This window comes from Shinella sp. G-2 (genome assembly GCF_050172695.1).
GTDB lineage: Bacteria > Pseudomonadota > Alphaproteobacteria > Rhizobiales > Rhizobiaceae > Shinella.
The window spans coordinates 133,742-146,048 of the sequence record NZ_JBBEYH010000011.1 but is presented as its reverse complement, the minus strand read 5'-3'; the positions used below and the strand labels follow the sequence as shown (position 1 = coordinate 146,048).

Sequence of the window (12,307 nt, the reverse complement as noted above, 5' to 3'; positions counted from 1 at the left end):
AAGGAAAATACGGCGCGATCCGCGCCATCTGCTGTTCGCTCAGCAAAAACAAATCACTCATAACAGCCTCCTGACAGAGGCTATGAATCACAACTTATTCCAAATTAATAGGTCCTGACCCTAGGAGAGCCATGGGTCTGGCGGAGGGCAGGCCCTCCGCCAGACTACGCCTTCAGCGGCGGGGCGGCGTCCTCGATCCGCTCAAAGCCTCACCGGCTCCGATCCATCGCGATGGGAAAGGTCGAGCCACAGCCGGATGAGGGCCGCCTCGGGCGTTTCCGCTTCGCCGTTCTCCACGCCAATTTGCCAGAGGGCGGCACCGGCGGCGTAGGCGCCCGGCGAGAGACCGCCCTGCTCGCACTGGCTGACGGCGCGCAGGCGGCATCCCCTGGCCATCGCGCCCTGGAGCGCCGCAAGCAGCGCCGGTTCGCCCGGTATCGTGCCGGCGCCGAAGAGCCGCAGGACGGCGCCGTCCAGAGCGGCAAGCATCGCGGCAAGGACCTCCCCGCTCAAACCCGGGGCGATGGTCATCACGGCCAACCGCACCGGTCCGAAACGGCGGAAGCGACGTTCCGAGGCCTGCGGTACGGGCAGCACGGCCCGGAAGGCATCGGCCCTGTGCGTATGATGCTTGACGAGCCCGGCGGCGGGCAGGATGCGGCCGGCGAAGGCGAGCCAGACCCCGGCGGGCTGATGGCGCGTCGCCCCGAGCGCCAGCTTCAGATTGTCTTCCGCATCGCCCCCCGTGCCGAGCGGCTGCATGGCGCCGCAGAGAACGACCGGGATCGCGAGACCCGACAGCGCCTGGCTGAGCGCTGCCCCTGTGAAGGACATCGTGTCGGTGCCGTGGGTGACGATGACGCCGGTCCCGTCCCACGCCTCGATCAGCGCGACGATGCGGTTCCAGTGTTCGTGCGTGATGTCCGCGCTATCGACCAGCGGGTCGAAGCTGACGACGGTCACAGCCATGTCGGCGGAGCCGTATGACTCTACCGCCCGCTCCAGAAGCCCAGCGACAGGCGCAAGCCCCGAGGGCGTCATCCCCATCCCGATCGTGCCGCCCGTATGGACGAGCAGGACATCCGATCGGCGGGAGCCGGCGTCGAGGCGCGCGGTCAACTCGGTTTTCACATTCATGCAAGAGGCCTTCCTCGCCTGGTCCGGTCGCTATGTCTGCAATGCGCGGCCGTGCGGTGCAAGCCGGAACCATGCGGTCGCAGAAGAGGGCTTCCGCCAGCCACAGGAAAACGGCCGCAATGCCCGCAATCCCTAGGAGCGCCGGTCCCTCAGCCGCCAGCAGCCAATGTCAGCCTCAGCCACTCCGCGCAGCCATGCAGCGCCGTTCCGTCATCGCACAGCAGGTGGACGGGAAAAGTCTCCATGAAGCCGGCCATGCGGCCCTTGGCCCGGAACGCGGACAGGAATGTCGGATCTTCCGCCAGAAGCGGCGCCAGGGCACGGGAAACGCCGCCGGAGAGATAGAGGCCGGAGAAAGGCAGGTAGGCCAGGGCGAGATCGCCGCACACGCGTCCGAGAAAGCGCAGAAACATGAGGGCCGCCGCCACGCAATCCTCGTCCTGCCGCGCGACCGCACCGCGCGACACTGCCGCCGCCGTTTCTGCGCGCGGCGGCCGGCCGGCCTGCGCGCATTGCCATTGATAGATCTCGAAAAGACCGCGGCCCGAAAGCGCGCGCTCCACCGATGCCCGTCCGCGGCCCGCCGAGAGCGCGCATTGCAGCGAGAACTCCGTCTCCCCGGCAAGCGGCAGCGTCATATGTCCGCATTCGGCGGCAACGACATGGGGCTCTCCGCCAAAGCGCGAGGGGCACCAGGCCGACGCGTTGAAACCCGTTCCCGCGCCGAGGACCAGCCGTGGTCCGGGCTGGCCCGCCGCCGTATCCGGCGTCAGGCATTGCGTCTCGAGCTTCTCGACCTGCCCCATCGCATAGCCCAGCGCCTCGAAATCGTTGATGAAATCGACCTTGCCGGCGCTGCACGTGGCCGCCACGCGGTCGCGGGCGATGGTCCAGTCCCGGTTCGTCAGCGTGGCGCCCTCGGCCGTCGCCACGGCGGCAAGCGCGATGCAGACGCTGTCGACCCGATGTTCGCGGCGTTCGCGCAGGAAGGCGGCCGCCACGGCATAGAAATCCTCGAATTCGTCATTGGCGTAGCTGCCCGTGCTTTCCGGCAAGAGAATGCCATTGCGGACGAGGCCAAGGCGGGTGTTGGTTCCGCCGATATCGCAGGCAAGAGCAACCATGGGATCTTCCTATCGTGCAATCGGCTGGGCGGCGCCGGCGGCGGCGGCCCGGTAGGCCGCATCGATCATCGCGAACGCCCGGCGGCCGTCTTCCAGGGTGACGGGCATCGGGCCGCCGCGCTTCAGCGCATCGACGAAGGCCCAGGCGACATGCTGGTGAAACACCCCCGTCTTGAACGACGGCACGACCGGCAGGGCGGACCATCCCGCCTCTTCGCCACGCCGGAAGACGCGCAGGAAATCCGCCGCGCGCGCCGGGCGCGAGGCGATGTCCACGCCGGAGAGCAGGATGGAACCCTCCGTCCCGTAGATCTCGATCGAGGTGTCCGCGCCGGCAAAACACCAGCTCGTCGTCACCTCGGCGATCATGCCGTCCGCATAGCGGAAGGTGGCGACCGCCGTATCCTCCACCGGCAGGCCGAGCGTGGAGGACAGCGTTGCACAGGCGGTCTCGGGCTCGCCGAACATCCAGCGCAGGAAATCGGCGGCATGCACGCCCTCGTCGAGCAGCGTGCCGCCGCCCGACCGGGCCGGGTCGACGAACCAGGCGGCGCGGAAGGCCTCCGTCAGGCCATGGCCGTGGCCATGCCGCACGCGGCACAGCGTCACCCGGCCAAGCGCCTTCTCCTTGAGGAGCCGCGCGATCTCGTGATTGGCGGGATCGAAACGCTTCGGAAAACTCTGCATGAAGTGAATGCCGGTGCGCGCCACCACGTCGGCGATGGCATCGCACTGCGCACGGTTGATGCCGAGGGGCTTCTCGCACAACACCGGCCTGCCCGCTGCGGCCGCCGCCTCCACCAGCTTCAGATGGTCACTCGTCGCCGAGCATATGGCGACCGCATGGCTCTTGCGGACGAGGCCCGGCAGATCGGGCACCACCTCAAGGCCATGACGGGCGGCGAAGTCCGCGGCCACGGCTTCCGATTCATCCCAGACGCCGACGAGCTTGACTTCGGGGCGCTCCAGAAAGGCGCGGGTCCAGAAATCGGCGTGGTCATGCGCGACGCCGAGTAGCGCGATCTTCAGGCGCATCCGGCCTTCTCCCCTTCCTCGCCGACCGTCATTCGCCTGCCGGCCCGCGCTGCTGCGTAAATGGTTTCCGCCACTTGGATGGAACGCAGCCCGGCTGCGGCCGTGTCGTCGGCCGGCGCGTCACCGCGAAGCATGGACAGCCAATGGCGATGATGGGTCGCGCCAGGCGGCTCCTCCGGCAAGCCCGGCGCGGACCAGCCCGGCGCGCCGGTGACGGAGGGCGCATGGAGCGCCGCCATGCCGCGTTCGGTGCGCAGCCAGACGGTGCCGCGCTCGGCATAAAGCTCCAGGCGGAACCGGTCGCATCCGGCAAGTTCGGTATAGCTCATCTCGTGGCTCACCCGCGCGCCGCCGGCAAGCCGGTAGGTGGCGAGCACATTGTCCTCAAGTTCCGTGCGCACCCGCCGCCCGTCCGCAAGCTGCCGCTCCGGCCTTGCCGTCGTCATGTCGGCGGCGACGCTCTCGATCGAACCGAGAAGATGCTGAACGAGGTCGATGCCATGCACGCCGAGCTGCATGACGACGCCGCCCGAGACATTGCCGGGCTTGAAGAACCAGTCGGTCCAGTCCGCCCCGGGCGTGGCGTTGCGAAGGCGCACCGAATGGACCGCGCCGAACGCGCCGGCCTCGAGCTGGCCGCGCAGCCAGCGCACCTCCGGAAAATAACGATGCATGAAACTGACGGTGAGGCGGCGTCCCGCCCGTTCATCCGCGGCGAGGATGGCGCGGCACTGCACGCTGTCCAGCGCCATCGGTTTTTGCAGGAGCACCCGCTTGCCCGCCTCCAGCGCATGGATGGCGATGCGCGCATGCGTATCGTCGGGCGTCGCGATGACAACGGCGTCGATCGCCCCGTCGTCGAGCACGCGGCGATAGTCGGTCTCCGCCCGCCCGATGCCGAGCGCCGCGGCCTTCGCCTGCACCGCTTCCGCCCGCCGGCCGACGAGAACGGCGATATCGGCTCCGCCGGCGGCGCGAAGGCCGTTGATGTGGTAATCGGCGATGAAGCCCGCACCGATGACGGCGACGGCGATCCGGTCGGCAGCCGAACGAGACATGATGATCAATCCGCTTTGGTGGCACGCTGGGCGCTCGATGAGGCAGCACCCGCTCTCTTCAATGTATCAGGCCGCGCCCCCGGCAGGGCTACCTGCGCCGGCATCCGGGCTGCCTCGTTTCCTGACAGGGCTTTGCGGCACGACGGGCTCCCCTTCCGATCGCTGCGAGGGACGGCATTTGCCAATTCTGCGCCAAGCGTATACGCGAAAATCAAATTGTAAAGTTCAATTTGTATCCGCTATAATACAATCAGACGCGAACAGGAGACCCATTGCCAGGGCATTTCGGCCGAAGGGGCGGGATTGCCGGGGCAGGATTCAAAATGTATCCGATTACAAGCGGTAAGAAACAGACACGAATCGACGATCGGGGCAGACCTTTGCGCGCTGCATCTTCACAGGCGGTCCTTGCTTCGCTGCGGGACCAGATTGCGCGGCTCGACGATGGCGCACGGCTGCCGACGGTGCGCGACCTGATGCGCAGTCACCAGGTCAGCCAGGCCACCGTGCAGGAGGCGCTGACGCGCCTGCGCGAGGAAGGCCTGCTGACGTCGCAGGTCGGTCGCGGCACCTATGTCGTCAAGGACGGCGATGCGTCCGCCGGGAACGGCACCGGCCCCGCCAGGCACCTCGACAGCCTGCTGATCCTGTCGAATGCCAGCCTCAACGAGCGCTGCGTGCTGGTACAGAACCACATCGTCGAGCACCTTTCGCGCACCGGCAGCAAGGTCGTCCAGATTTCCTATCACAATACCGGTCACCTGCTGGATATCCTGACGTCGGTTCCGGATTTCGACGCCGCAATCCTTCAGTCCCACTACGAGAACATCCCGATCCGGCTGCTCAACCTTCTCCAGGGCAAGACGCGCGCCCTCGTCGTCGACGGGAATTCCGTCGCGGGCGTCGACATCGACCGGATCGGCACCGACTGGGAAGAAGCGCTGGATCTGGCGCTGGAGCACCTCTCCGAGCTGGGGCACCAATCCATCGCGCTGGTTTCGCTGGATTCGATGGCCCAGCCGATCCTTTCCGTGCGGCGCGCCTTCGACCGGATCGGCCGGCGCCGCAAGACCGGATGGGAACACACGGAAAGCATCGTGCTCGGCGGCGTCCTGCACCCGACCCAGCGTGTCGGTGAGACACTGAAGGCGGCGCTCGGCGCACTGATCGACCGGGACGGCCGGCTCCCCTTCACGGCAATGGCAACGCTCGGCATTTCCGATTCCCTCGGCGTCCGGCAATGCCTCACCGACCTGGGCATTTCCTGCCCGCAGGACCTCAGCCTCGTCGTGCTCGGCCACCACGATGTTCCGACCGAGCATTTCGGTTTCATGAGCATGGCCGGAAGCTCCTATCTCGCCGCCGCCAGGAGCCTCATCGAGGTCATCTACCGGCGCATCGAGGCACCCCGCGAGGCACCGCAGATCGTCTATCTCGACTGCATCGCCGAGTTCCGCGACAGCACCGGCGCACCCTCCCGCTGAAAGACCTATCCGCCTGACGGGGATGCGCGTGCACGCCGGCAAAAAACATGCTTGCATCCCGAAATGCATCTGATACCGTACAATACATATTGTATCAGTCGACTGCGCCTGAAGCCTGACGCTTCCCGGCCGTTCGCAAGAGGGAGGGGTGCAGTATGTTGGGTGAGCGTCTGCCGGAGCGGCTACGGCCCCTTGCCGCGCGTTTTGGCGTGCGGCCCTATTACGGCGACATCCACAATCACTGCAACATTTCCTACGGCCATGGCAGCCTGGAGCAGGCGTTGCGCCGTGCCCGCCGCCAGCTCGATTTCGTGTCCGTCACCGGGCATGCCTATTGGCCCGACATGCCGGTCGACGATCCCAGTGTCGCCCATATCGTCGATTTCCATGTGAAGGGCTTCGCCAAGCTCGAAACGCTGTGGGCCGCCCATTTCGACACGCTGGCGGCGGCGGACGAGCCGGGCGTCTTCACCGTGTTTCCGGGCTACGAAATCCATTCCTTCGCCCATGGCGACTACACGATCGTCTATCGCGACATCGGCCGCCAGGAGATCGTCAAGGCCGATACGCCGGCGGACCTGCATGCCCGGCTGCGCGCCGCCCATGGCGACGGCGTCTTCGCCTTCCCGCACCATATTGGTTACCGCCTCGGCGCGCGCGGCGTGAACTGGGATACGGTCATCGAGGACCTGTCGCCGGTGATGGAGATCATCTCCATGCACGGCTGTTCCGAAACCTCGATCATGGACCGGCCGTTCCTGCATTCCATGGGGCCCAGCGACGGCCAGTCCACCGCCCGCCATGGCCTCAACCGCGGCATCCGCTTCGGCTTCCTCGGTAATACCGATCACCACAGCGGCTATCCGGGTTCCTACGGCCATGGCCGCTCGGCCGTCTACGCGCCGGAAAATTCCCGCACCGCCCTGTGGCACGGCATCCACCGGCGCCATACCAATGCGCTGACCGGCGATGCGAGCCATCTCTTCTTCGCGCTCGGCGACGCCATGCAGGGGGACAGTCTTGCGGCGGGCGGACACGGTCTGCTGGAGCTCGAGGCGGTCGCAGGCGGCGCCATCGACTATATCGACCTCATCCGCAACGGCGACGTCGTCAGCCGGGTGACGCCGGACCTGCAAAGAAGCCCGGTCGACACCGCCGACGGCGGCATCGAAACCCTGCTCGTGCTGGAGCTCGGCTGGGGCGCGCGCGGAAAATTCCACGACTGGACGGGCTCGCTGGAGCTTGCCGGCGGCGACATCCTCTCCGTCGAACCGCGCCTGCGCGGCTCCGAAGTGGTTTCGCCGCTGGAAGGCGGCGGCGATGCGAAGGACGAAAACGACATCCGTCTTTCCGGCAACCGCATCGACTTCACGATCCGCTCGATCGCCAACCCCAACAACACGACCGCCTCCATGCAGGCGATCGCGGCCCGCATCCGCATCGCACCGGACGCCAAGGTGCGGCTGGTGCTGGACGGCCAGACCTTTGAGTCGAGCGCCGAACGCCTGCTGCAGGGCGCGCTTTCAGGCAATCTCGGCCCGATCGACAGCCCGGCCTTCCGCCTGCATCCGCTGCCGCGCCCGCATCAATGGCAGTGGCGCGGGGCGCTCGCCATCGAGCCCCTGCGCAAGGGCGACTGGATCTATGCCCGCATGCGCCAGGCCAACGGCCAATGGAACTGGGCAAGCCCCATTTTCTGCGAATAGGAGAACGGGGAGCACCCCGATGCGGCAGGAGGGCCGCAGGGAGCACCCGTTTTCTTGGAAGCGAAACGCAAGCAGTGAACATTCATGAGGCAATGGGAGACTCATCGATGACCTTCAAGACCAGCATTCCGAGACGCACGATCCTCAAGGGCATGGGACTGGCCGCCGGCGCCAGCCTCGTGCCGGGCGCCTTCCGGCCGCTCCATGCCGCCAGCGTCGCGCCGATCACCATCGTGATCAACCAGTCGCCCTGGTTCGAAAGCTTCCGCAAGACGGTGGAGGCCTATGAGGCGGAAACCGGCAACACAGTGGAGCTCGACGTCAACCCCTTCGCCGGCTCCCTCGAAAAGCAGCGCAATTCCGTGCGGGCGAGCGAGGGCCAGTACGACATCCTGATCATGAATTCCGGCTGGTTCGCCGAAATGTATGCCGGCGGCTTCGTCGAGGCGATCACCGACATCGACCCTGGCTTCCAGCTCGACCCGGACGTCTACACGCTCGGCGACACAGTCTATTATGACGCCGCCAGCAAGACGATGACCAAGGCCGGCAAGCTGATGTCGATGCCGGTCTCGCCGCTGATACCGATGCTCTACTATCGCGGCGATCTCTATCAGGAGGCTGGCCTTTCGGCGCCGAAGACCTTCGCCGAACTGGAAGCCAATGCCAGGAAGTTCCACAATCCGCCGGGCATGTACGGCATCGTACAGCGCGGCGCGCGCGGGCCGCACACCGTCGCCTACGACTTCTATCCCTATCTCTACGGTTTCGGCGGCGGCATCTTCAAGGACCAGTCGGCGGGCGACTATTCCGTCACGCTGAACTCCGACCGCGGCCGCGAAGCCCTCGACTACTATGTGCGCCTCGCCAAGGAGGCCGGCCATCCGAAGACGGCGGCCGCCGACCAGGCCGAAGTCCTTCAGGCCATGCTCACCGGCCATTCGGCGCATATCATGATGGTCATCGCCGCCTGGTCGCAGATGGACGATCCGAACAAGTCGGCCATCGTCGACAAGGTGGAATGGGCGCCGACACCGTCCGTGGAAGGGTTCCCCACCTCGCCCGGCCTCGGTCACTGGCTGGCCGGTATTTCCAGGAACGTTCCCGACGACCGCAAGCGCGCCGCCGTGGAGTTCCTGCGCTGGTTCCAGACGAAGGCCGCGCAGCTCGAGACGGCCAAGGCCGGCGGCATTCCCGTCAACGCGGCGGTCTACAAGGAGCCGATTGCCGAGGAGCGCCGCTATCGCTGGATGAAGCCGCTCGCCGACGCCCTGCCGCATGCCGTCAACATCTACCAGTTCCCGGAGGCCAGCGAGGTCATCTCGGTACTGGAACTCGGCCTCAACCGGGCCGTCGCCGGCGAGATCACGACCGTCGACGCGCTGAACGGAATGTCCGACGAGATCGAAAAGATCATGGCCGGTCATTCCTACAAGACCGGCAAGCTCGATCCGCTGAAGTAAGGACCGGACCATGGCCGCCGCGCAAACACAGATATCCTCGTCCCCGCGGCGGCCGGCAAAGGTCTCCGAAGACCGCGGCCAGCGTCTCTGGCGCTGGCTGACCTTCGGTCCGGCCCTCGCCATGATGCTCGCCCTCAGCGTCCTGCCCATCGCGAACCTGTTTCTCACCAGCTTCCAGACCATCACCTGGGCGGATGGGCAGCCGGTTCGCACCTGGGTGGGCCTCACCCATTACCAGGCGCTGTTCTCCGACAGCCTGTTCGGCGCCGGCATCTCCAACACGCTGATCTTCGCCTTCGGCGCCGTCGCCGGCCAGATGGTCCTCGGCTTCGCCATGGCGCTGCTCTGCACCAAGATCGTGCGCGGCCGCGTGCTCTATCGGGCGATCTTCATCCTGCCCATCCTCATCCCGGGCATCGTCATCGGCGCCATCTGGAAGCTGATGCTCAATTTCGATTTCGGCCTCGCCAACAAGGCCCTCTCCCTTGTCGGCATCCTGCCGCACGACTGGCTGGGCAGTCCCGAAACCGCCCTCCTCTCGGTCATTGCTGTCGATATCTGGCACTGGACGCCGTTCTGTTTCCTGCTGTTTCTGGCCGGGCTCGAATCGCTGCCGCAGGATGTCTTCGAGGCCGCCAGGATGGACGGCGCGGGCGCCTGGCAGGAACTGGTCCATGTCACGCTGCCGCTGATGATCCCGACGATCGTCGTCACCTTCGCCTTCCGCCTCGTGCTCGCCTTCAAGGTCTTCGACGAGGTCTATCTCCTGACCAGCGGCGGCCCCGGCACGTCGACCGAGGTGATCAGCTTCACGCTCTACCAGCGCTTCTTCACCGAGGACAAGGCCGGCTACGGCTCGGCCATGTCGGTCGCCATCATCTTCCTCGTCTCCCTCCTTCTCGTCGTCGCCCTTTCGGCACGCCGCCGCACGGGAGCAAGCACATGAGCCGGCGCACCAATTCCACCCTTCCGGTCCATCTCGTCCTGGCGGTCACCGCCGCGCTCGTCCTCGTGCCGATCGTCTGGACCGTGGCGGCCGGCTTCCGCACACAGATCTCGCTTCTGATGGGCGACGTGCTCTTCACGCCCATCGGCAGCAACTTTGCCGAAGTGCTCTGGTCGAAGACCTCCGACTTCCTGCTCAACTATCGCAACTCGATCATCGTCGGCGTCGCCAGCACGGTGCTGTGCGTCGTCGTCGCCACGCTCGCCGCCTTCTCGCTCAACCGGATGCGCTGGCCCGCCTGGACCGTTCACCTCTTCCTCGCCTGGACGATGATCTTCCACATGATCCCGCCCGTCGCGCTGGCGAGCGCCTGGTTCACCATGGCCCGGGCGGTCGGGCTGGAAAACACCTTCACCGGCCTGATCCTCGCCCATGCGACGCTCAACCTGCCGATGGCGATCTGGCTGATGGCGGTGTTCGTGCGCGACGTGCCGAAGGAGCTGGAAGAGGCAGCGATCATGGACGGGGCCGATACGCCGCATATCCTGTGGCATGTCATCCTGCCGCTGATCACACCGGGCCTCGCCGCTACGTCGATCCTCACCTTCATCTTTTCCTGGAACGAATTCGCCGTCGCCCTGACGCTGACGATGAAGCAGACGGCCACCGTGCCCGTCGCCATCGCCAAGTTCGCCCAGGATTTCGAGATCCAGTACACCCAGATGGCCGCCAGCGCCGCGCTGGCCATGGTCCCGGCCATCCTCGTGCTGCTCGTCGCGCAGCGCTACATCGTCAAGGGACTCACACAAGGAGCGGTGAAGTAGCATGAAGGCGGTTTTTGTCCTGTTCGATTCCCTCAACCGGCACCTGCTCGGCCCCTATGGTGGAACGCGCATCTCCACGCCGAACTTCGACCGGCTCGCGGCCCGCAGCGTGACCTTCGACAAACACTATGTCGGCAGCCTGCCGTGCATGCCGGCCCGGCGCGACATGCTGACCGGCCGCCTCACCTTCCTGCATCGCAGCTGGGGGCCGCTGGAACCCTTCGACAATGCCTTTCCGGAAATCCTGCACCAGCAGTGTGGCACCTACAGCCATCTGGTGACCGACCATTTCCACTACTGGGAAGACGGCGGGGCGACCTATCACAACCGCTACGATTCCTATGAATTCGTGCGCGGCCAGGAGGGCGACCGCTGGAAGGCGATGGTGCAGCCCCACTGGGAACGCCTGCGCGAAAAATACCATGCCCGACAGTTCAGCGACCAGCGGCGGTCCTATTTCGGCCAGAACATCGTCAACCGCGAATTCATCAAGGAAGAGAAGGACTTCCCGTCCGTGCGCTGCTTTGCCGAGGGCTTCGACTTCCTCGACCGCAACCGCGATGCCGACAACTGGATGCTGCAGATCGAGACCTTCGATCCGCATGAACCCTTCACGGCGCCGGAACGCTTCAAGGCTGCATTCGACACCGGCTGGAAGGGCCCGATCCGCGACTGGCCGCGCTACGGCCGTGTCGACGAACTGCCTGAGGAATGCGAGGAACTGCGCGCCAATTACTATGCCGTGGTGGCGATGTGCGACCACCTGCTCGGCGAGCTGCTCGACTATTTCGACCGACACGACCTGTGGAAGGACACGGCCCTCGTCGTCACCACCGACCATGGGTTCCTGCTCGGCGAACACGATTTCTGGGCCAAGAACCGCATGAACCTCTATGAGGAAGTGGCGCATATTCCGCTCTTCCTGCACGATCCGCGCCATGCGGAACGTGCGGGACGCCGTTCCGGCGCGCTCACCCAGTCGATCGACCTGGCGGCGACCTTCCTCGATCTCTTCGGCGCCACGCCGCCGCCCGAGAACGAAGGCTTTTCGCTCCGCGCGATGGCCGACGGCACGTCGCCGCGCCAGGGCGCGCTGTTCGGTTACTTCGGCGGGGCGGTGAATGTCGCCGACGGCCGCTACACCTATCACCGCTTCCCGGAGGACCTGTCGCAGCAGGAGCTCTACCAGTACACGCTGATGCCGACGCATATCTTCTCGCCGTTCACGCCGGCCGAGTTCGCCGCGGTCGAGCTCTCGCCGCCGCTCGATTTCACCAAGGGCGCGACGCTGCTGAAAGTGCCGGTGATCGAGCGATCGCCGATGTACAACAATTACGGCCCCGGCGCGCTGCTCGAATCCGAAACGCGCCTCTACGATCTCACGGCCGATCCCGGCCAGGAAACGCCGCTCGCCGACCCAGGGCAGGAGCAACGCCTTGCCGGCCTGATGACCCGCCTGATGCAGGCGAATGGCGCACCACCCGAGGCGTTTTCGCGCCTGGCCTTCGACGTGACCGCAAAGTGAGAGGT

Annotated in this window: 10 protein-coding genes; 6 read left to right on the top strand and 4 right to left on the bottom strand. The window is 66.0% G+C overall.

The window, feature by feature from the left end; genetic code table 11:
- Positions 1 to 201 precede the first annotated feature (201 nt).
- From V8U06_RS17850 to V8U06_RS17835, 4 genes are all read right to left on the bottom strand, one after another.
- Positions 202 to 1,137 carry an asparaginase domain-containing protein gene (locus V8U06_RS17850; protein WP_427141804.1) on the bottom strand — a complete coding sequence of 312 codons (936 nt, stop codon included), beginning with the start codon at positions 1,135 to 1,137 and terminating at the stop codon, positions 202 to 204.
- A gap of 149 nt (positions 1,138 to 1,286) precedes the next feature.
- Positions 1,287 to 2,261, bottom strand: a complete 975-nt coding sequence (locus V8U06_RS17845) for a glucokinase (protein WP_427141803.1) — start codon at positions 2,259 to 2,261, stop codon at positions 1,287 to 1,289.
- Positions 2,262 to 2,270: 9 nt separating this feature from the next.
- Positions 2,271 to 3,296, bottom strand: coding sequence for a Gfo/Idh/MocA family protein (locus V8U06_RS17840; protein WP_427141802.1), 1,026 nt, complete (start codon positions 3,294 to 3,296; stop codon positions 2,271 to 2,273).
- Positions 3,287 to 4,354: a Gfo/Idh/MocA family protein gene (locus V8U06_RS17835; protein ID WP_427141801.1), complete on the bottom strand. Its 1,068-nt coding sequence runs from the start codon at positions 4,352 to 4,354 to the stop codon at positions 3,287 to 3,289. Before V8U06_RS17835 ends, V8U06_RS17840 begins: the two co-directional genes overlap by 10 nt.
- A gap of 380 nt (positions 4,355 to 4,734) precedes the next feature.
- Here V8U06_RS17835 and V8U06_RS17830 point away from each other — a divergent pair, with 380 nt between their 5' ends.
- The 6 genes from V8U06_RS17830 to V8U06_RS17805 all read left to right on the top strand — a co-directional run bounded on the left by V8U06_RS17830 (position 4,735) and on the right by V8U06_RS17805 (position 12,302).
- On the top strand, positions 4,735 to 5,838 hold the full coding sequence (locus tag V8U06_RS17830) for a GntR family transcriptional regulator (RefSeq protein WP_427141800.1): 1,104 nt from the start codon (positions 4,735 to 4,737) through the stop codon (positions 5,836 to 5,838).
- A gap of 155 nt (positions 5,839 to 5,993) precedes the next feature.
- Positions 5,994 to 7,544 carry a hypothetical protein gene (locus V8U06_RS17825; protein WP_427141799.1) on the top strand — a complete coding sequence of 517 codons (1,551 nt, stop codon included), beginning with the start codon at positions 5,994 to 5,996 and terminating at the stop codon, positions 7,542 to 7,544.
- A gap of 107 nt (positions 7,545 to 7,651) precedes the next feature.
- Positions 7,652 to 9,007 (top strand): extracellular solute-binding protein, encoded by a 1,356-nt coding sequence (locus tag V8U06_RS17820; RefSeq protein WP_427141798.1) that lies wholly within the window; start codon positions 7,652 to 7,654, stop codon positions 9,005 to 9,007.
- A 10-nt stretch (positions 9,008 to 9,017) separates the two neighbouring features.
- Positions 9,018 to 9,953, top strand: a complete 936-nt coding sequence (locus V8U06_RS17815) for a carbohydrate ABC transporter permease (protein ID WP_427141797.1) — start codon at positions 9,018 to 9,020, stop codon at positions 9,951 to 9,953.
- Positions 9,950 to 10,777 (top strand): carbohydrate ABC transporter permease, encoded by an 828-nt coding sequence (locus tag V8U06_RS17810; protein ID WP_427141796.1) that lies wholly within the window; start codon positions 9,950 to 9,952, stop codon positions 10,775 to 10,777. Before V8U06_RS17815 ends, V8U06_RS17810 begins: the two co-directional genes overlap by 4 nt.
- Position 10,778: 1 nt before the next feature.
- A complete protein-coding gene (locus V8U06_RS17805) occupies positions 10,779 to 12,302 on the top strand; it encodes a sulfatase (protein ID WP_427141795.1) in 1,524 nt (507 codons plus the stop codon).
- The last annotated feature ends 5 nt before the right edge of the window (positions 12,303 to 12,307 follow it).